This is a genomic window from Agrobacterium vitis (assembly GCF_037039395.1).
Classification (GTDB): domain Bacteria; phylum Pseudomonadota; class Alphaproteobacteria; order Rhizobiales; family Rhizobiaceae; genus Allorhizobium; species Allorhizobium vitis_E.
Map to the genome: position 1 here is coordinate 350601 of NZ_CP146242.1, position 20540 is coordinate 371140.

Sequence of the window (20540 nt, forward strand, 5' to 3'; positions counted from 1 at the left end):
GGGGCGAAAGAGGACCGGGGCAAGCCCGCGTTGTGACGAGCCTCAAGAGTTTGACGATGAAGACCAGTGCCCGCAAACCCCAACTGACCGTCACGGATATATTTGGACGGCACTGTCGCATTCCCGATCTCACCCGGTCCTCCTTTACCACCGCCGCCCTGCTTTCCACCATCTGGGTGATGCTGCTGGTGGTGTTCTATTCAGCTCCCGGCTTCGATATCGCGGTGTCGGAACTGTTCTTTCGCGCCGGCAATTGCACAGCGCATGAGGCAAACACGATCTGCGGCGGCTTTCCCATCGCGCGCGAGCCGGTCCTGAAGGCGATCAGGCAAATTCTGTTCTACACGCCGCATGTGGTTGGCGTCGGCGTGCTGGTGGCGCTGATCGTCAAACTGTGTCAGCCGCGCGCCGCCTGGCAGCAGGAACAGATCGTCAAGCTGGTTCTATCGCTGCTGGCAACGGCCATCGGCCCCTATCTGCTGGTCAATGTGTTTCTGAAGGACATGTCCGGCCGGCCACGCCCCAACCAGACCATGTTTTTCGGCGGGCCCTATGGGTTCGAACCGGCGGGCAGTTTTGCCGGTGCCTGCGACCAGAACTGTTCCTTCATTTCCGGCGAGGCCGCGGGGGCGGGCTGGATCATCTGCATCGTTCCCCTGCTGCCAGCCACCTGGCGCCGGCGCATTGGCTGGCCGCTGGTCTTCGCGTCGCTTGCCTCGCCACTGCTGCGGCTGGCCTTCGGGGCGCACTACCTGTCCGACGTGGTTCTGGGCTGGCTGTCTTCCCCGGTGATTTTCGCCATCGTCTTTGCCGTGGCAAACGGATGCGGGCTTTTGCGGGCCAGAAATCAGGCCCGTCTTTAGACTCTGTCAGGTTGCTATTGAACCAGAGAGACTCTCAATTCTGTTGTTGCGTAGTCTCTTCGGGAAAACCGAGTTCTACTTTTCCCTGACAAACTGCAAACAAGGCACATACATATGCCTGTTGCCAAGAAGCACCATTAAAAAGTCCTGCACAGGTGATTGAAGCATCGGGTCTTGTGTTTTGCCCTGACGATGGGCAAATAGGCGCTATTGGCAGGATCCGGCATGAAGCTTCTTGAGTCCTATATATTGCGGCGTGTCGCGCAGATGTTCCTGACGGCACTTCTGCCTGTGCTGGCGATCATCTGGACAACGCAGGTCCTGGCACGCATCAATCTCGTGACGGATACCGGACAGTCGGTCGGCTCCTTCGCCACGCTGGCAACGTTGATTCTGCCCACCATCATTCCCATCGTCATGCCGTTCGCGCTGGTTATTGGCATTACCCAGAGCCTGACGGCGATGAACAACGATTCCGAACTGGCCGTCATCGACGCCGCCGGTGCGTCGCGTGCGGTCATTCTCCGGCCGATCCTGCTGTTTGCACTGGCCATCAGCGTCATCACGCTTGTTATCACCAATGAAGTGCAGCCGAAGGTGAAGGTTGCCGCACGCCAGATGATCGCCAATGCCTATGCAGACCTTCTATCGACGGTGATCGAGGAAAAAACCTTCCGCAAGGTGGAAGACGGTCTCTATGTGCAGATTTCCCAGCGGCTGGCCGGGCGTGTCCTGAAGGGGCTGTTCGTCGCCGATTACCGCGATCCGGCCTACTCGCTGATCTATTATGCCCGCGAAGGCGCTGTCGATGACACGGGGACCGCCCTGATCATGCATGACGGCGAGGTGCAGCGCAAAGCACCGGGCGGCACGGTTTCAATCGTTCGCTTCGATTCCTATGCCTTCGACCTGTCCGACCTGACGGAAACCCGGGGCAAGGCAAAGATGCGGCCAAGCGACCGCAGCCTGGGCTTCCTGCTCAATCCGGATACAAACGACGACGATTACAAGGATCACCCGGGCGAATACCGGGCGGAACTGCACAAGCGCATGACGGAATGGCTGCTGCCCTTTGCCTTCGCGCTGATGTCGCTGGCCATCGCCGGCGACGCCCGCTCCCACCGGGAGGCGCGACTGCATCCCATGGTCTCGGCGTTGACCTTCGCGCTTATCCTGCGCTGGCTGACCTTCTATGCCGCCAACAAGTCCGAATCGAATGCGGCGTTCATCGTCCTGATGTATGCGACACCGCTCGCCACTGCGGCGATTGGCACCCTGATGCTGATGCGCCAGAAGAAGTCGCAATTGCCGGCTCCCCTGCGCCGCGTGATCGAAGCGACACGGTTGGCCTTTCAGCGGAGATTTGCTTCCAATAGCGCCAACGGCCAGGACAATGGAGGCAGCGCATGATGCTCAACACGCTCAGCCGCTATTTTCTCAAGCGCTATGCAATCACCGTCTTCTGGTTTGTGATCGGCGTCGCGGCGATCATTTTCCTCATCGACTTCAGCGAGGTCAGTGGCCGGTTCTCCGACAATGAGCAATCCTCACTGTTCGGCGTCTTCCTGCTGACGCTGATGCGCCTGCCGCTGCTGCTACAGCAGACGGTACCCTTCATCGCGCTGTTTTCCGGGATGGTCACCCTGATCACCCTTAACAGGCGCTCCGAATTGGTGATTGCGCGTGCTGCGGGGATTTCGGTCTGGCAGTTCATGTTCCCCTTCCTGCTGGGCGCTTTCCTGCTCGGCTGCGCCACATCCCTGCTGATCAATCCGCTTGCCGCTCTCGGGCAGAAACAGGCCGCGATACTGGAGGCCGAATACAGCGACCCCGGCAAGGCCACCAACAACAAGAACTCCGTGCCATGGATGCGCCAGATTACCGGCAAGGAAGACACCATCATCGGCGCGACCTCGGTTCTTGAAGACGGTACGCTGCTGATGCAGGCGGTGTTTATCCACTTCGACGGCCAGGGTCGAATCACCTCCCGTCAGGATGCACGCACAGCGAAGTTGCAAGATGGTTACTGGTTGCTTAAGGATGTCGTCGAGACCAAGCCTGGCGAAACGCCCAAGCGCGAGTCCTCGGCACAAGTTAGCACCAATTTGAAACAGGAATTTGTACAGGAGCGTCTCGCACAGCCGGATACTGTTGCTTTTTATGAACTTTCTCAGAAAATCGCAGTTGCCAAATCCTATGGCGTCTCAACGAAGAATCTGGAAACGCAGTTTCATACGCTGCTCTCCACTCCCTTCCTTTTCGTTGCGATGACCCTGATTGCTGCAACTGTTTCTCTCAAATTCAGTCGGTTCAACCAGTCACGCTCCGTGATTCTGGGTGGAATCATTTCGGGCTTCGTGCTTTATGTGGCGACAGTGCTCGTGAAGGCGTTCGGAAGCAGTGGCGTTGTGCCTCCGTTCGTTGCGACCTGGGTTCCTGTCATCGTTGCGACAGCGCTCGGGGCGACGATCCTGCTTCATCAGGAGGATGGTTAGTGGCGGCAATTGACCGCGGAAATATAAAACGGCTTTTCACAGCCCTGCTGGCAGGTGTCGCCTTTAGTGCGACCCTCGTTCCTGTGCCTTTTTCTTATGCACAGACTGCCACCAGCAATGGTTTGGTGTCACCGAAAATTCCCGCCGATGCGAAGCTCATGCTCGCAGCGAATGAAATGATATATAACAAGGACGCCCAGAAGGTGACTGCGGTCGGCGGCGTCCAGATCAATTACGCTGGCTACCAGATGGTATCCAAGCGTGTTGAATACGACCAGAAGACCGGTCGGATGATGGCCTATGGCAATATCGAACTGATAGAGCCTGATGGTAACCGCATCTATGCCGACAAGATGGACGTCACCGATGATTTCGCCAACGGCTTCGTCAATAGCCTGCGCGTGGAAACCACGGACAATACCCGTATTGCCGCCCAGAAGGGCGAGCGGGTCAATGGCGACCAGATGATCCTCTACAAGGGTGTCTACACCGCCTGTCTGCCGTGCGCAGAACAGGGACGTGCGCCCTTCTGGCAGATCAAGGCGGAACGGGTCATCCAGAATGGCAAGACCCATACGATCCGCCTGGAAAATGCTCGCTTCCAGCTGTTCGGCAAATCCATTGCGCTGATCCCGTCAATCGAGGTTCCCGACAATACCGTCAAGCGCAAGTCGGGTTTCCTGTTCCCCGAATTCAGCACGACTCAAAAACTCGGCTTCGGGGTAGTTGTTCCCTATTACTGGGCCATTTCTCCACAGACCGACGCCACGATCAAACTGGGTGGCTTTACCAGCCAGGGCGTGCTGCTTGATGCAGAAGTGCGCCATCAGTTCGAGGATGGATTGGCGACCTTGCGAATCGCTGGCATCGATCAGTTGAATCCGGGCAAGTTCGACAGCGGCACCACGGATGCCGAGAAGACCTTCCGGGGCATGATCGGCTCGACCGGCAAATTCGACATCAATCCAAACTGGAGCTTCGGTTGGGATGTGATGTTGGAGAGCGACAACAACTTCGCACGCACCTACGATCTGGAAGGTTTCAACCAGAAAACCCATACCAATCAGGTCTATCTGACCGGCCTTGGTGATCGCAATTCCTTCGACATGCACGCCTATTACTTCGACATCCAGGATGCCGACAGTAAGGATGTAGCCGAGCGCAAACAGCCGATTGTCACCCCGACCATCGACTACAGCTATTATGCGCCGGAACCGTTCATGGGCGGGGAATTGTCGGCAACCATCAACTTCACGGCTCTGACACGCTATAACAGCGACATTCTAACCCTGAACAATGGCACTGAACGCTTCAGCGGACTGAAGGGCAATACGACCCGTCTGACCGGTGAATTGGAATGGAAGCGCACCTTCGACACACCGGAAGGCGTGTTGCTGACACCGATCCTCGCCGCACGTGGCGATGCCTTTGGCAATAACATGGATTCGCCAGGAACAAGCTATTCCGGCAACTATAACGACGCTGCTGGCGTGACCCGTTCGATGGTAACGGCAGGGCTTGAGGTTCGCTATCCTTGGCTGATCAGCGCGCCCGGCAGCACTCACGTGATCGAGCCGATTGCTCAGATTTTCGTGCGGCCCGACGAGCAACAGGCTGGCAGGCTTCCGAATGAAGATGCGCAAAGCTTCGTCTTTGACGCCAGCAACCTGTTCGAGCGCGACAAGTTCTCCGGCTATGACCGGGTCGAAGGCGGCACACGTGCCAATGTCGGCGTGCGCTATACCGGGTCGTTCGACAGTGGCTATACATTGCGCAGTATTTTCGGGCAGTCCTACCAACTGGCCGGCAAGAACTCCTTCGCCTCCTCCGACCTGGTCGCGGCAGGAAACGAATCGGGTCTGGAAACCGCAGTGTCCGATTATGTCGGCATGGTCGGGCTGGATACGCCCTATGGCATTTCAACCTCGGTCAATGCGCGGTTTGATGAAAAGACCTTCGAGGTCAAGCGGACAGATTCGGCCATTGGTTATCACAATGACCGGCTGCAAACGAATTTCATCTACACCCAGATCGCAGCACAGCCCCATTACTTCTATGATTACGATCGCGAAGAGATACAGAACGCCAGCTCGGTCAAGATTGGCGATTTCTGGTCGGTCTTCGGTTCGGTTACCTGGGATGTGAAGAAGGACAACGTCAACCGCTATGGCATCGGCGTGTCCTATGCCGACGATTGCACGATCTTCTCCATCGTCTACAAGAACAAGGACGACGACGAATCCGCCAATGACTGGTCCATCGGCGCCCGCCTGACATTCCGCACATTGGGCGATGTCAAAGTCGGCGATACCGACGTCACCGGGTTTAATTGATCAGTCTTGCCTTTCGAAGCCCGCTGTTTTCCCTGGAAAGCAGCGGGCGACATTCCTGATCATCCAAAATATCAATAGCATTGTGCGGAAACTGGAATCGGCACGATGCTACTCGTTTTTATTTTCGCATCGGATTTTTTTGAAATCCGGGTCCCACTTTTCGATCTGATGCCATTGAGCACTTTCAGGAAAAGTAGAAACCGGTTTTTCCAGCCGGAAATGCGTGAAAACAAAAGCGAGAGCGTTGCTGCTGTTCCATGAAGAGCAGATGCGCTTTAAAACAGATGTCTTTTTGTAAGAAACGCTGCCGCACTGTTGATTGAAGCGCCGTTTCTTATGGAAAAGCCATTGTTTCGCCGCAGGGTTTGTGCAATCGATCCTGCAATAAAGCATTTTCAGCAAAAGTGCGGTGCGGCTTTGTGGTGAAAATGCCTGAAAGTAAAAACGGAGCATTCTGCGATTCACTTGGAAGCGGGAATTCTCCAATATGCTGTGACTGCTGCATAATTCTTTGAATCAATGCCGATTTAAGAAATTATGCCGCAGAGTTTACCGGGCAAAAACATGCGTGTTTTTAACGGTAGACCCTGAACACGATCATTCAGAGGGTGCCGCGCGCCGTTCGATCGCTGCGACACGGGAAAAGGACAGGTGATGACCTTGAGCAATAAAACTTTGCGCGCCGCTGTTGTTGCAACGGTGGCTTTGGTTTGCGTGACAGGCTTTGCGCCAGCGGCGATCACTCCAGCCATGGCCGATACCGGCGTGGCTGTCGTCGTCAATAAAACCGCGATTACCAATACCGATTTGGCGCGGCGGATCGCCTTCCTGAAACTTCGCCACGAGACCGGTGACGTCGCGAAGAAGGCCCGTCAGGAATTGATCGACGAGCAGCTGAAACGCCAGGAAATCGCCCGGGTCGGGATGTCCGTCAGCACCATGGATGTCGATCAGGCTTTTGGACGGTTCGCCGCTTCCAACAAGCTGTCGACACAGCAGATGGGCCAGATCCTTGACAAGGCCGGCGTCGGCGTCGAGCATTTCAAAGCCTATATTGCCGTGCAGATGAGCTGGCCGCGACTGGTCAACGCCCGCTATGCGTCGCGTTCGAAGATGAGCAACCAGGACATGGTTACCCGTCTGCTTGAAAACAAGCAGAAGCCGGTGACGACGGAATACACCCTGAAACAGGTTATTTTCGTTGTTCCCGTCGCCAAACGCGCCACCTTGACCGCCAAGCGCAAGGCAGAGGCCGACGCGTCCCGCGCCAAATTCCCCGGCTGCGACCAGGCCATGGATTTTGCCAAGAACTATCTCGACGTATCGATCCGCGACCTTGGCCGGGTGATGAAACCTGAATTGCCTGACGACTGGAAGCCTTTGATCGAAGGCGCCAGCGGCAACACCACGGGTACGCGCGTTACGGAACGCGGGGTTGAATATCTGGCGATCTGCGAACAGAAACAGGTCTCCGACGATCTGGCCGCCGAAGCGGTTTTCAAGGCCGAGGATATCGGTAAGGAAGACAAGTCCAAGGGCGATCCGAACTCCGAAAAATACCTGACCGAACTGCGCTCCAAGGCCCAGATCATCAATCGTTGAGCATCATCATGTCGGATACCAGCCAGCATCTTCCCCTCGCCTTGACCCAAGGCGATCCAGCGGGGATCGGCCCGGATATCGCCTTGGTGGCATGGACGAAGCGCAAGGCGCTCGACCTGCCACCATTCCTGTTTCTGGGCGATCCTGCCGTGCTGAAAAGCCGTGCGAGACTGCTGGGGCTGGACATTCCTTTCAAGGAAACCGGAGCAGAGGACGCGGCAGAGGTTTTCGAAACCGTATTTCCGGTTCTGCCGATCCCTGTTGGTATCGATGTCGTGGCTGGCGAACCGCATGTTGCAACCGCACGCTCAACCATCGCCGCCATCGAAATGGCTGTCGATCTTTGCCTGAAAGGCCAGGCTGGCGCGGTCGTGACCAATCCCGTCGCCAAATCCGTGCTCTATGAAGGCGGATTTGGGTTTCCCGGTCATACCGAGTTTCTGGCCGCTCTTGCCGAAAAGGCCACGGGCCAACCGGTCATGCCTGTCATGATGCTGGCCGGCGCGCAATTGCGGGCAATTCCCGTCACCATCCACATGCCCCTGAGCGCGGTGGCGCCAGCACTGAGCGCAGAGCTGATCATTCGCACCTGCCGGATCACCCACGCAGACCTGCGTGACAAGTTCGGAATTGCCGAGCCTCGGCTCGCCGTTGCGGGGCTTAATCCGCATGCTGGCGAAGGCGGCGCCATGGGCCGCGAAGACGACGAGATCATTGCACCAGCCCTCAAGATCCTGCGCGCAGAGGGGATCGATGCTTTCGGGCCGTTGCCTGCCGACACCATGTTTCATGAGGAGGCGCGCAGCCGCTACGACGTCGCCGTCTGCATGTATCACGATCAGGCACTGATCCCGGTCAAGACCCTGGATTTCGACGGTTCGGTCAATGTCACGCTCGGCCTGCCCTTCGTGCGCACGTCGCCCGATCACGGCACCGCGTTCGGCCTCGCCGGTCAGGGCATTGCCCGCGAAAACAGCCTGGTCGCGGCGCTGCGTCTGGCCGTCGATATCAGCCGCAAGGCTGCCCTCACCCACGCATTGGCCGTCTGATGGCCGCTCTGGACGGATTGCCGCCGCTGCGCGACGTTATCCAGCGCCACGGGCTGGATGCGAAGAAAGCGCTCGGCCAGAATTTTCTTCTGGACCTCAACATCACCCAGAAAGTCGCCCGCACCGCCGGTGACTTGACGAATGCGACGGTATTCGAGGTCGGTCCAGGTCCTGGGGGCCTGACGCGGGCCTTGCTGGCGCTGGGCGCCAAGAAGGTCATCGCCATAGAGCGCGACAGCCGCTGCCTGCCGGCGCTGGCCGAGATTTCCGACCATTATCCCGGCCGCCTCGAGGTGATCGAGGGCGATGCCCTGAAGACCGATTTCGAGGCCATGGCGCCGGATGGTCCGGTGAAAATCGTTGCCAACCTGCCCTATAATGTCGGCACGCAATTGCTGATCAACTGGCTGATGCCGCGCCAATGGCCACCCTTCTGGGATTCGTTGACGCTGATGTTCCAAAAGGAAGTCGGCCAGCGGATTGTGGCAGAGGCTGATGACGACCATTATGGCCGCCTCGGCGTGCTCTGCGGCTGGCGGGCTGAGGCCCATATGGCGTTCGACCTATCGCCGCAGGCCTTTACACCACCGCCGAAAGTGACATCCACAGTGGTGCATCTGACGCCGCGCCCTGCCCCCATTCCCTGCGAGATCGCCAAGCTGGAAAAACTGACCCAGGCCGCCTTTGGTCAGCGGCGCAAGATGCTGCGTGCCAGCCTGAAACCACTGGGCGGTGAAGCGCTTCTGAACCGCGCCGAGATCGATCCGTCACGCCGGGCTGAAACACTCTCGGTCGAGGAATTCTGCCGGATTGCCAATCTGCTGTAGCCACTACTCAATCAAACCTGCGCGCCCGATCACGCCTTCGGGACGCGCAGGGTAAACAGGGCGACCCGGCCATGACGGCGGACGTCCACATCCTGAAAATACACACCGAGCGTCTCCTCAAGGCCCTCCTGCGTGTCGTGACGATTGCCGAAAACACCCTTGGCGTTGTAGACCGCCATCAGTCGTCGGCCATAGTGGTTATGACCGGCGCTATCCCCGAGGATTGTCGCTCCGTAGATCACCCCGCCGGGTTCCAGATAGGGCGACAGATTGGTAATGGAAGCTGACTTTTCCGCCATGCTGCCCGGCAGGCAGTGATAGAGATAAAACAGCGAAATCGAGGAAAAACGGCAGTCTGATGGCAGCGGCTGCGGTCGCATCACGTCGCCGACATAGGTGCTGCACGGTCGGCCCAAAGACCGGCCCAGGCGCGCCTCGGCCGCCTTCAGGCTGTTCGGATTGAGGTCGAGCAGGCTGACCTTCTGATGCCGGCCAATCCCCGCTTCCGCAAGGTAATAGCCCGTGCCAACGCCGACATCGAGGTGATTGTCGCTGAGATGCGCCTTGAAGAACGGGAGCAGCACCGCGCGGGTCGGGCATGTCCAAGCGAAGCGATTGGAAAAACCGAGCACGACGAGATCATAAAGCTTCAGGGTCAGCGGCGAATAGATCGCCGCACCCGAACTGCTATCGAGACCATTCTCCACCATTGGCATCTCTCTCCTCATGCCACCAGGAACAGACTGTCTGGCTTCGGACCCTCCAGTCCTGAGCCTTTGTAAAGCTTTGGCCCTTTGTTAAAGCTTTGGCTCTTCCGTAATCAGGTTATTGACGAAATCGAACAGGCCCGGGCGGCGGTCGCGACGCAGGCGCTCGGCCTTGACGATTGACTGCACAGCATCGAAGGCCGAATTCAGATCGTCATTGACGATGACATAATCATATTCACGCCAATGCTCGATCTCGGAGCGGGAGTTGGCGAGCCGGGTCTGGATCACCTCTTCGGAATCCTCCGCGCGGCGGTGCAGGCGCGATTGCAGCTCGGTCATGGTCGGCGGCAGGATGAAGACCGAGACGACATCGGCGGCCATTTTCTCCTGCAATTGCTGGGCGCCCTGCCAGTCGATGTCGAACAGCATGTCGCGCCCCTCCGACATTGCCACCTCGACCGGCTCGCGCGGTGTGCCGTAGAAATTGCCATGCACTTCCGCCGATTCCAGCAGAGCATCCGAAGCCTTGAGCCGTTCGAATTCACGTTGCGAAATGAAGTGGTAATGCACGCCCTCGATTTCACTCGGACGGCGCTGGCGCGTGGTGACGCTGACCGACATGCCGATCTGCTTGTCGATATCCATCAGCGTGCGCGAAATGGTCGATTTACCCGCCCCCGAGGGTGAGGAAATCACCAGCATCAGGCCGCGCCTGGGAATAGTGGCGTTTTTGGACGCTGCGATGGACATGTTTCACTCCAGATTTTGGACCTGCTCGCGGAACTGGTCGATGACGACCTTCAATTCGATCCCGGCCGCTGTAACCGCGGCGGAATTGGACTTAGAGCAGATGGTATTCGATTCGCGATTAAATTCCTGCGCCAGAAAATCGAGCTTGCGCCCGACCGGTCCGCCAGCGCGCAGCAGGGTACGGGCCGCAGCCACATGCGCTTTCAGCCGGTCGATCTCCTCGCGCAGATCAGCCTTGGTGGCCATCAACGCCGCCTCGGCATAGAGCCTGTCCTTGTCCAGAACAGGTGCGGAGGCCAGCAATGCGCTGATCTGCGTGGCAAGACGTCGAGCGATCTCGTCCGGGCTGCGGGATGGATCAGCCTCGATGACCAAGGCCAGTCGCTCGATTTCACCGATATGCGCAAGCAGCACCGCTTGCAAGGCAAGTCCCTCGTGCGACCGCATCTCCGCGAGCGCGGCGACCGCGGTTTCCAGTTCGCCCAGCAGCATTTGCCGCCGTGCGGCCAACTGTGTGCCGTCGTCCTGCGCCTCGCGCAGATCGACAAGGCCACGGATGGACAGAAGCGTATCGAGCGACAATGGTTCGGCAGAAACGATGCCCGGACCCAATTGAGTGCGCAGCGCCAGAACAGCATCGAGGGCATCGCGGTTGACCACCGCTTCCATACGGTTGTCGCTGGCCGTCAGGCTCAGGCCAACCTGCACATTCCCGCGAGACAGGTGCAAGGCAACGGCAGCCTTGACCTCGGTTTCCATGTCTTCCAGGCCCGGCGGCAGGCGAAGCCGCACATCCAGCCCCTTGCCATTGACCGAACGCAGCTCCCAGGCAAAACGATAGCGGCCGATCTGACCTTCATTGCGGGCGAACCCGGTCATCGATTGCAATGTCATCGTGTGTTTTCCATCGCCGCCCTGTTTCATCGGTCATCCGGCCAGCCGCATCATGTTATTTTTTCTTCACCGGCTTCGGAGCCTGGTCAGGGTCCGCCTCGGGCTGGCCATCGACGGCCTGGCCAGGATCTGCACCCCGGTCCGCCTCCAGCTTGCGCCAACGCCTGACATTGGCATTATGCTCATCGAGGGTCGATGCAAAGACGTGACCGCCGGTGCCATCCGCGACGAAATACAGATCGGAGGTGCGCCAGGGATTGGCAACCGCCTCCAGCGCCGCGCGGCCCGGATTGGCAATCGGTCCCGGCGGCAGGCCCTTGATCACATAGGTATTATAGGGCGTCTGCTTCTGCAGGTCCGACTGGTAGATCGGCCGGTCGGCAGGCTTACCGTCGCCGCCGAACAACCCGTAAACGATAGTCGGGTCCGATTGCAGCCGCATGCCCTTCTGCAGCCGGTTGAGGAACACCGAAGCCACATGGGCGCGCTCGTCATCCTTGCCGGTTTCCTTCTCGACAATGGAAGCCAGAACCACGAATTGCTCCTTGGTCTTCAAGGACAGGTCGGGAGAGCGATTGGCCCAGATCTGATCGACAAGACGTTTCTGTCCATCGAGCATCTGATCGACAACTTCCTGCCGCTTGGTGCCCCGGGTGAATTTATAGGTATCCGGGCGCAGGCTTCCCTCTGGCGGCAGAGCCTTTGGCAGATCGCCCTCCAGCGTCTCATCCTTGGCCAGCCGATCGAACATCTGTTTGACCGTCAGCCCCTCCGGCAGCGTCACCGAATAGAGAATGGATTTACCCGACCGCAGCAGTTCGAGAATATCCTTCATCGAGGCGCCAGCCTTGATCTCGTATTCGCCAGCCTTCAACGTATCGCCGTCATGCAGATAGGTCGATGTCATGTAACGGAAAATCCGCGCATCGGAAATCATGCCATTGCGCTCAAGGCTGGTGGCGATTTCGGACACGCCCGCACCGTTGCGAACCAGGAAATTGGCGTTGGTCGGGAGCGGACCGGGGTCCTGAAACGCCGAGACGACGTAATAGAAGGCAGCCACGGCGGCAACGCAGGCAAAGACCAGCAAGGTCATCACGAAATTCAGGAACACCACCACCTGGCTTCGCGCGCGCCGGGAGCGACGCGGCGGTTGCGGCACCCGCTCCGGCCTCAGGGCTTCCGAGGGCGATTTAGGGATGAAAGGCCCTTTTGCCTGGTTTTGATTTTGGGGCTGCTGTTCGCCACCGTTGCTGGAACGGTTGGCTTCCTGGTCGACGCGATCGCTCACCGGCACTCCTCTTCTGTTCGGTCATGGTGCTTTTGGGCAAGCATTACGGCAAAAGCGGGTTCCGGACACGTGTCTTCCGGCGTTGTAGCGACGGCAGGGGCTGAAAACCAGACCTTCAAACCCAACCCTGCCCTTACCAAGGGACAGGATCGGCCCGGCAGAGTTTCATACTCTACCCCTGCCCTTCAGAAAAGGCAGGGGATCTATTTTTCCGACGGGTCGGGATTGAGAGCATAAGCAAGGCCTGAGTCCCAGGAGTGCAAGCGGTTGTCCCGTTGCTCTCGAGGCTGCCGATTGTCTTTTCGGGAAAACCGGTTTGCGCTTTTCCTAAGGCAAACTCTAGCCTTCGAAGCGCCGCAGCACCAGCGATGCATTGGTGCCGCCGAACCCGAAGGAATTCGACAGGGCCACCCGCACGTCGCGTTTGCGGGCCTTATGCGGTACCAGATCGATGGCGCTGTCCACATCCGGCGTATCGAGGTTCAGCGTCGGCGGAACGATACCATCCCGAATGGCAAGCGCCGAGAAAATGGCTTCGACCGCACCGGCGGCCCCCAGAAGATGACCGATCGCCGATTTGGTCGATGACATCGAAATCTTCGAAGCGGAAGCGCCGACCAGACGCTCGACAGCGCCAAGCTCGATCGTATCGGCCATGGTCGATGTGCCATGGGCGTTGATATAGTCGATATCGGCAGCCGTCATCCCAGCGCGCTTCAGCGCCATGGTCATGCAGCGGAATGCGCCGTCGCCATCTTCCGCAGGCGCGGTGATGTGGAATGCATCGCCGGACAGGCCGTAGCCGACCACTTCGGCATAGATCTTGGCGCCGCGCGCCTTGGCATGTTCCAATTCCTCAAGCACCACGATCCCAGCGCCCTCACCCATCACGAAACCGTCGCGGTCTCTGTCATAGGGGCGCGAGGCCTTTTGCGGATCGTCGTTATGCTGGGTGGACAGCGCCTTGCAGGCGGCAAAACCGGCCAGCGAAATCCGGCTGATCGGCGATTCGGCCCCACCGGCCACCATCACGTCGGCATCGCCGAAAGCGATGAAGCGGCTGGCATCGCCGATGGCATGGGCACCCGTCGAACAGGCTGTGACCACGGAGTGGTTTGGACCGCGCAGCTTGTGGCGGATCGAAACATGACCGGCGGCCAGATTGATCAGACGGCCAGGAATGAAGAAGGGAGAAATGCGGCGCGGACCCTTGTCGCGCAGCGTATAGCCAGCTTCGACAATGCCTTCGATACCGCCGATGCCCGAGCCGATCAGCACGCCGGTGGCGATCTGATCCTCATCGGTCTGGGGTTTCCAGTCGGCATCGGCCAATGCCATTTCAGCAGCGGCCATCGCATAGACGATAAACGGATCGACCTTGCGCTGTTCCTTCGGCTCCATCCAGTCATCGGCATTGAAGGTGCCGTCTGTACCGTCGCCAAAGGGAAGGCGGCACGCGATCTTGGCCGGAAGATCCTCGACCTCGAATTCGGTTACCTTGCGGGCAGCGTTCTGGCCGGCAAGAAGCCGTGTCCAGGTGACGTCCGTACCGCAGCCAAGAGGAGATACCATGCCGGTACCGGTGATAACGACACGTCTCATTCGCCCGTTCACCCCACTCAAACAATCAAATGCTAACGCATGCCCCCTCAATCCGCCTCGATTGAAGGTGAAACATGCAACGGATTAGAGATTTCCAGCCCGATTGCCCGTCATCCAGGATGAGGTACGACTGTGAAACCTGAAAACAACGTCAAAACAAACAGGACCGCAGGTGCATGTGTTTTGCTTGCAGGTCCTTTGAAGGGGGCGGACAGACGCCCGCCCCTCTCAGGAAGATCAAGGATCAAGCCTGAGCCTTTTCGATGAACTTGACAGCATCGCCAACCGTGAGGATGGAGTCGAGCTGCATCGTCGGGGATCTCGACGCCGAATTCTTCTTCGAACGCCATGACCAGTTCGACCGTGTCGAGCGAGTCTGCACCGAGATCGTCGATGAAGCTTGCGCCTTCAACGACCTTGTCGGCTTCAACGCCCAGATGGTCAATAACAATTTTCTTTACGCGTTCTGCGATATCGCTCATGTCGGTTTCCTCGACCTCTAATATAAAAGGGAATGCCGTGATGACGTTCCCACCCTGTTTTGCGCCCGCGGGTCCGAAGACGTCGCCGGCATTTGCGTTGAACCCGCTCTGCACACGTTCGTTCCGTGCTCACGGTCAGGCGCAAGACCTTCCATTTCGTGGCCATTTTCTGGCCAGTTCCGGGACGACTGCTCACAGTCCCCGCCCGATTAACATGGTTTAAGTCTGCCGGAAAGCCCGAAAATCGATGCCCTCTGGTTGTTCCCAGACCAATTAAGCGGGTTTTGGCTTGTCTTCAGATCATTGCCATGCCGCCATTCACATGCAGTGTCTGGCCGGTGACATAGCTCGCTTCCGAAGAGGCCAGGTAGAGAACGGCAGACGCGATTTCGGCTCCCGTTCCCATGCGTTTCATGGGGATTGCCCCCATGATGGTGTCTTTCTGCTTATCGTTCAGCTTGCCGGTCATGGCGCTTTCGATAAAGCCAGGCGCAATACAGTTGACTGTGACGTTGCGCGCGGCGATCTCCTGGGCCAGCGACTTGGAAAAGCCGATCATGCCAGCCTTGGAGGCACAGTAATTGGCCTGGCCGGGATTGCCGGTCACACCGACAATCGAGGTGATGTTGATGATCCGGCCATAGCGGCGGCGCATCATCGGATGGGTCAGTTCCCGCGTCAGGCGGAATGTCGAGGTCAGGTTGACCTCCAGCACGCTGTCCCAATCGGCATCCGACATGCGCACGAACAGACCGTCCTTGGTGATGCCGGCATTGTTGACGAGAATGTCGACGCCTTCCAGTTCGGCTTCGGCCTTTTCGCCAAGCGCCTTCACTTCATCGCGGTCAGCGAGATTGGCGGGGAAAATCTTCACACGCTCGCCGAGGTCGGCGGCCAGCGCCTCCAGCTTTTCGACGCGGGTGCCATGCAAACCGACGATTGCGCCTTGCGCATGCAGCATGCGGGCGATTTCCTCGCCAATGCCGCCGGTTGCGCCGGTTACCAGGGCCTTGCGGCCGGTCAAATCGAACATGTTCAATCCTCGTTGCTTGAAACCCGGTTCCGCCCTGCGAAACGACAGCCTCATGTTAGAAACTTCTGCATTGTGCAATCTTCAGCCGCAAGGCTGGAAGCCCGGCCCCGCCGGGCCGCAAACCAGATGGCTTAAGACATCAACGCGGTCAGGGCCGCTTCGATATCGGCCGGCGAACCGACCGCCGTGCCGGTGATATTCTTGTCGATGCGCCGCACCAGACCGCTCAGCACCTTGCCAGCGCCGATCTCATAGAGAACCGAGACGGCATTGTGGCTGAACCACTCCACCGTTTCACGCCAGCGCACCTGACCCGTCACCTGCTCCACCAACAGGCGGCGGATCTCGTTCGGGTCGCTTACGGGAACGGCGACGACATTGGCGATCAACGGCACGACAGGCGCCTTCATCTCGACCGTCGCCAAAGCCTGGGCCATGGCATCGGCTGCCGGGCCCATCAGTGCCGAATGGAATGGTGCCGAGACCGGCAGCATGATGGCGCGCTTGGCGCCTTTTTCCGTCGCAAGCACTGATGCCTTTTCCACGGCAGCCTTCGCGCCGGAAATCACCATCTGGCCGCCGCCATTGTCATTGGCGATCTGCACCGGGCCGTCGCTGCTGGCCGCCTTGCAGACCTTTTCGACATCGCCGTGCTCAAGGCCCAGGATTGCCGCCATGGCCCCGGCACCAACCGGAACTGCGGCCTGCATGGCATTGCCACGAATGCGCAGCAGGCGAGCGGTATCGGCAAGGCTGAACGTACCGGCGGCACAAAGCGCCGAATATTCACCGAGCGAGTGACCCGCCACATAGGACACTTTGCGCGCCAGCGAAAAACCACGCGCTTCCATGACCCGCAGCACCGCGATGGACACCGCCATCAGCGCCGGCTGGGCATTGGTCGTCAAGGTCAGATCCTCGGCGGACCCGTTCCACATCACGTCCGACAGTTTCTGGCCGAGTGCATCGTCCACTTCGTCAAAAACCGTGCGGGCTTCCGGAAAAGCCTCAGCCAGATCCTTGCCCATTCCGACGACCTGGCTGCCCTGGCCCGGAAATGTAAATGCGACACCCATGCGGTACTCCCTGCTATTTTCCTCTCCAATTGACAAACTATCCCCGAGAGTCAAGCCTTGGAGGCAGTATCGACGCCTCAACCCCGGTGAAGTCACAGGCTTTGGAGGTGCATTGGCGGGTCTTGCGGATCGGAAAATTCCCTCTACATTCCGCCTCGATCCCTCCCTGCTCGCAAAGAGCTTTTTCAAAACCTGGACCATAGACCATGAAATATAACAGGCTTGGCCGCACGGATATGTCCGTCTCCTCAATCTGCCTCGGCACCATGACCTGGGGAAGCCAGAATACCAAGGAAGACGCCTTCGCACAAATGGACTATGCCCTTGATAAGGGCGTGAATTTCTTTGACACCGCTGAGCTTTATCCCACCACGCCACTCTCTGCCGAAACCTATACGGACACCGAGAAACTGATCGGCCTATGGTTTGAAAAAACCGGAAAACGCAAGGATGTGGTGCTCGCAACCAAGGTTGCAGGGGCCGGACGGCCCTATATCCGGGGTGGTGCGCCGATCAATGCCGACACGATCCGCGAGGCGGTCGATGCCAGCTTGATGCGGCTGAAAACCGATTATATCGACCTCTATCAAATTCATTGGCCCAATCGTGGTCATTATCATTTCCGTGGTGTCTGGGGCTATGATCCGTCCAACCAGGACCGCGTCCAGGTGCTGGCCGAAATTACCGAAAAGCTCGAGGCTTTGCAGGACTGCGTCACCGCCGGAAAGATCCGCGCCATTGGCCTGTCGAACGAAACCACCTGGGGCACCCAGAAATTTCTGGATATCGCCGAGCAAAAAGGCCTGCCGCGCGTCGCCAGCGTGCAGAACGAATATAACCTGCTTTACCGTCCGCACGATCTCGACATGGCGGAACTGTCCCACCACGAACAGGTCGGGCTGCTGTCCTATTCGCCACTGGCTGGCGGCATCCTGAGCGGCAAATATCTCGGTGGCGCCAAGCCCGCCGGATCACGCGGCTCAATCAACGGCGATATCGGTGGCCGTCTGACACCCCATCAGGAGCCCGCTACCCGCGCCTATCTGGAACTGGCGAAGCAGCATGGCCTCGACCCGTCGCAAATGGCGCTGGCCTTCTGCCTGACCCGTCCCTTCATGGCCTCGGTTATTATTGGCGCGACCAGCATGGAGCAGCTGAAAACCAATATTGGCGCTGCCGACATCACCCTGTCTGACGAAGTAATGAAGGGCATTGCCGCGATTTACCGGCAATATCCCATGCCGATCTGAGACAATAACTACGCAAGTGACCTAGGGGCTGGATATTTCCGGCCCCTTTATCGTTAACGGCTTGCTCACCGCGTTTTCAAGCAAGGCTGGCTTTACACTCCTTTATATATAAGTGTGCTCTTATCTTGTGGCTCGTACCGGGCACGGAGAGCGCACATGAGCAGCATCAACAGTTTCTATCGCGACCCAAATGCCGTGGCCTATGCAAGCCAGCTGTTTTCCGGCAACAGCGCGGCCAAGCCTGCCACAACGACAAACACTGGCCATAGCCAATCTGATCGTGGCACAGTCTCCGACAGTGCCGGGCAAAGGGCACTGGCCCGCATCATCGAAATTCTCAGCCTTGGCGATAGCGGCAGCGCCGACCAGGCCGATGTCAGCGAAAGCCTTGGCTATATTACCAGCGTCACCGGCACGGAAAGCAATGACAGCCTGACCTTTACCGGCCGCGGCGTCTATCAGGTCGAGACCGGCAATGGCGACGACAGCCTGGTGGCCAAAAGTGCCGCCATTGCGGGAATTGCACTTGGCGAGGGCAAGGACAGCGTGAAGGCTAGCGCCGCCCTGCTCTCGGAGATCGACGGCGGAGCCGGTGATGACGACATCCAGTTAACCGGATCGCTGATCATGACTGTAAGCGGCGGCGACGGTAACGACACGATCAAAGCCTCCGGTGACACGCTTGCCAATATAGATGGCGGAGCTGGCGACGATACAATGTATCTCGAAGGCAGCCGCATTTTCGCCTCTGGCGGAACCGGCAATGATACGGTGACCATCAACCAAACACCCGGCAGCAATAGCGTGGCCGAATATGCCTTTGCCGCTGGCGACGGTCAGGACAGCGTGACCACGGATGGGCCACTCTCTCTTCGATTGGGCGGATTTCAACAAAGCGATATCACCGTCACCGCTGGCACCAATAGCCTGATCCTGACCTTTGCAGGGTCGTCCGACAAGATGACCGTGACCTTTGACGGCGCGGCGGCCAAAGGCCCCACCCCAAGCTTTGCATTTGCCAATCATGATGGCCACCTGATCCTCCAGATCAAATCAGCCTGATCGCTTTTCCCAAGATTGTGTGATCTCCCCTGCTTGCCCGCGACTTTGTCTGGCAGGGCATGGAACCTGCTGGCGCCCTGATCGTTTTCCCGAATAAATTTTAACGACACTTTATACTCCCCTCGGTGGAAATCTGATCAATCATGGAGGTTGCCATGTGCCGCTATTGCCAAATCATTCCCGAAAAAGTGCTGATTGCCCTGTCACATGACCAGGATTTTCCAGCCGCCGTCCGCGAGCGGTTACAGGAAACCATGCATCACGACCATCAAGTGCGCCAGTTTCGAGACAGCGCCCGACAACTGACCATCGCCAAGCGGCCTTTTCGGGCGTTTTCCGTGACCGTGGCCCAGGCACCGGACATCCCGGTCTATACCTGCAATAACGGCATGACCCTTCCCGGCGTGCAGATCGTCAATCCCGGTTCTTCAACGGACGCCCAGGTGAAGACCACATTCGACACCACGAGCGGGGTCGAGGAATTCTACAGCAGCGTCTTCAAGCGCAATTCCATCGACGGCAATGGCATGACCATCCTGTCTTCGGTCCATTACGGCAAGGACTATAACAACGCCTTCTGGAACGGCTCGCAAATGGCCTATGGCGATGGTGACGGGGAAATTTTCACCCCGTTTTGCGAGAGCGCCGATGTGGTTGGCCATGAACTGACCCATGGCATCACCCAATATACTTTGGGACTTGACTATGAAAACCAGCCGGGCGGGCTGAATGAGAGCTTGTCGGATGTATTCGGCAGCATGTTCAAGCAATGGACGAAAGGCCAGAGTGCCGATGAGGCCGATTGGCTGATCGGCAACGACATTCTTGGCTCAGCCGCGCGGCAGAAATATACCTGCCTGCGCGACATGGCCAATCCGCAAGCATCCCATTGCATGGCCGAGCAGATCAGCCATTTCAGCGATTACCGCGATGGCATGGACCCACACGAGAGCAGCGGCATCGCCAACCGCGCCTTTTATCTGGCAGCCACCCGCATCGGCGGCAAAAGCTGGGACAAGGCCGGGCAGATATGGTATGATGCGCTCACTCGCAATGGCAGCAACCCGGATATGACCATGGCGGAATTTGCGGAGGCGACCCGGGCCGGAACTGCCAGACTTTATCCGGGAGACGGATCGCTCGCTGAAGCGCTCGATACCGCCTGGAGCGATGTGGGACTGCAAAATGCTTCGGTCTGATGTGTTTGCCAAGGTCACGGCG

The 20540-nt window shown here is 58.4% G+C and carries 18 protein-coding genes and 1 pseudogene; 10 read left to right on the forward strand and 9 right to left on the reverse strand.

Features of this window, described 5'->3' with window-relative positions; genetic code table 11:
- Positions 1-56: 56 nt before the first annotated feature.
- The 4 genes from V6582_RS04200 (at position 57) to V6582_RS04215 (ending at position 5691) form a co-directional block, all read left to right on the forward strand.
- On the forward strand, positions 57-863 hold the full coding sequence (locus tag V6582_RS04200) for a phosphatase PAP2 family protein (protein ID WP_156632346.1): 807 nt from the start codon (positions 57-59) through the stop codon (positions 861-863).
- Positions 864-1088: 225 nt separating this feature from the next.
- Positions 1089-2273 carry an LPS export ABC transporter permease LptF gene (gene lptF / locus V6582_RS04205; RefSeq protein ID WP_156632347.1) on the forward strand — a complete coding sequence of 395 codons (1185 nt, stop codon included), beginning with the start codon at positions 1089-1091 and terminating at the stop codon, positions 2271-2273.
- On the forward strand, positions 2270-3358 hold the full coding sequence (gene lptG, locus V6582_RS04210; RefSeq protein ID WP_156632348.1) for an LPS export ABC transporter permease LptG: 1089 nt from the start codon (positions 2270-2272) through the stop codon (positions 3356-3358). The genes lptF and lptG overlap by 4 nt, the downstream gene beginning before the upstream one ends.
- Complete coding sequence (locus V6582_RS04215) at positions 3358-5691, forward strand: LPS-assembly protein LptD (protein ID WP_420360194.1); 2334 nt, start codon at positions 3358-3360, stop codon at positions 5689-5691. The genes lptG and V6582_RS04215 overlap by 1 nt, the downstream gene beginning before the upstream one ends.
- 108 nt (positions 5692-5799) lie before the next feature.
- On the opposite strand, the gene V6582_RS04220 is transcribed toward V6582_RS04215, so the two are convergent.
- Positions 5800-6144, reverse strand: a complete 345-nt coding sequence (locus V6582_RS04220; RefSeq protein ID WP_156632349.1) for a hypothetical protein — start codon at positions 6142-6144, stop codon at positions 5800-5802.
- Positions 6145-6345: 201 nt separating this feature from the next.
- On the opposite strand from V6582_RS04220, the gene V6582_RS04225 reads away from it, so the two are divergent.
- From V6582_RS04225 to rsmA, 3 genes are read left to right on the forward strand one after another with little or no spacing between them, the layout of a single operon-like run.
- The gene (locus V6582_RS04225) at positions 6346-7293 is read left to right on the forward strand and encodes a SurA N-terminal domain-containing protein (RefSeq protein ID WP_156632350.1); all 948 of its coding nucleotides are present in this window, start codon (positions 6346-6348) and stop codon (positions 7291-7293) included.
- A gap of 8 nt (positions 7294-7301) precedes the next feature.
- A complete protein-coding gene (gene pdxA, locus V6582_RS04230) occupies positions 7302-8342 on the forward strand; it encodes a 4-hydroxythreonine-4-phosphate dehydrogenase PdxA (RefSeq protein WP_156632351.1) in 1041 nt (346 codons plus the stop codon).
- The gene (gene rsmA / locus V6582_RS04235) at positions 8342-9169 is read left to right on the forward strand and encodes a 16S rRNA (adenine(1518)-N(6)/adenine(1519)-N(6))-dimethyltransferase RsmA (RefSeq protein ID WP_156632352.1); all 828 of its coding nucleotides are present in this window, start codon (positions 8342-8344) and stop codon (positions 9167-9169) included. Before pdxA ends, rsmA begins: the two co-directional genes overlap by 1 nt.
- 29 nt (positions 9170-9198) lie before the next feature.
- Here the strand turns inward: rsmA and V6582_RS04240 are convergent, their stop codons facing one another.
- From V6582_RS04240 to fabD, 8 genes and pseudogenes are all read right to left on the reverse strand, one after another.
- The gene (locus V6582_RS04240; protein ID WP_234889710.1) at positions 9199-9879 is read right to left on the reverse strand and encodes a class I SAM-dependent methyltransferase; all 681 of its coding nucleotides are present in this window, start codon (positions 9877-9879) and stop codon (positions 9199-9201) included.
- Between the two features lie 87 nt (positions 9880-9966).
- Positions 9967-10629: a guanylate kinase gene (gene gmk / locus V6582_RS04245; RefSeq protein ID WP_156534253.1), complete on the reverse strand. Its 663-nt coding sequence runs from the start codon at positions 10627-10629 to the stop codon at positions 9967-9969.
- 3 nt (positions 10630-10632) lie between these two features.
- Complete coding sequence (locus tag V6582_RS04250; protein ID WP_156632354.1) at positions 10633-11523, reverse strand: YicC/YloC family endoribonuclease; 891 nt, start codon at positions 11521-11523, stop codon at positions 10633-10635.
- A 55-nt stretch (positions 11524-11578) separates the two neighbouring features.
- Positions 11579-12820 carry an endolytic transglycosylase MltG gene (gene mltG / locus V6582_RS04255; protein WP_420360195.1) on the reverse strand — a complete coding sequence of 414 codons (1242 nt, stop codon included), beginning with the start codon at positions 12818-12820 and terminating at the stop codon, positions 11579-11581.
- A 333-nt stretch (positions 12821-13153) separates the two neighbouring features.
- Complete coding sequence (gene fabF / locus V6582_RS04260; RefSeq protein WP_070167384.1) at positions 13154-14416, reverse strand: beta-ketoacyl-ACP synthase II; 1263 nt, start codon at positions 14414-14416, stop codon at positions 13154-13156.
- A gap of 244 nt (positions 14417-14660) precedes the next feature.
- A pseudogene (locus V6582_RS04265) lies at positions 14661-14898 on the reverse strand (acyl carrier protein).
- A gap of 295 nt (positions 14899-15193) precedes the next feature.
- Positions 15194-15931 (reverse strand): 3-oxoacyl-[acyl-carrier-protein] reductase, encoded by a 738-nt coding sequence (gene fabG, locus V6582_RS04270; protein WP_015915516.1) that lies wholly within the window; start codon positions 15929-15931, stop codon positions 15194-15196.
- 131 nt (positions 15932-16062) lie between these two features.
- Complete coding sequence (gene fabD / locus V6582_RS04275) at positions 16063-17007, reverse strand: ACP S-malonyltransferase (protein WP_156632355.1); 945 nt, start codon at positions 17005-17007, stop codon at positions 16063-16065.
- A 206-nt stretch (positions 17008-17213) separates the two neighbouring features.
- Here fabD and V6582_RS04280 point away from each other — a divergent pair, with 206 nt between their 5' ends.
- The 3 genes from V6582_RS04280 to V6582_RS04290 all read left to right on the forward strand — a co-directional run bounded on the left by V6582_RS04280 (position 17214) and on the right by V6582_RS04290 (position 20518).
- Positions 17214-18257, forward strand: a complete 1044-nt coding sequence (locus tag V6582_RS04280; RefSeq protein ID WP_156632356.1) for an aldo/keto reductase — start codon at positions 17214-17216, stop codon at positions 18255-18257.
- Positions 18258-18413: 156 nt separating this feature from the next.
- The gene (locus V6582_RS04285) at positions 18414-19319 is read left to right on the forward strand and encodes an RTX toxin (RefSeq protein WP_156632357.1); all 906 of its coding nucleotides are present in this window, start codon (positions 18414-18416) and stop codon (positions 19317-19319) included.
- Between the two features lie 155 nt (positions 19320-19474).
- Positions 19475-20518: a M4 family metallopeptidase gene (locus tag V6582_RS04290; protein ID WP_349508918.1), complete on the forward strand. Its 1044-nt coding sequence runs from the start codon at positions 19475-19477 to the stop codon at positions 20516-20518.
- The last annotated feature ends 22 nt before the right edge of the window (positions 20519-20540 follow it).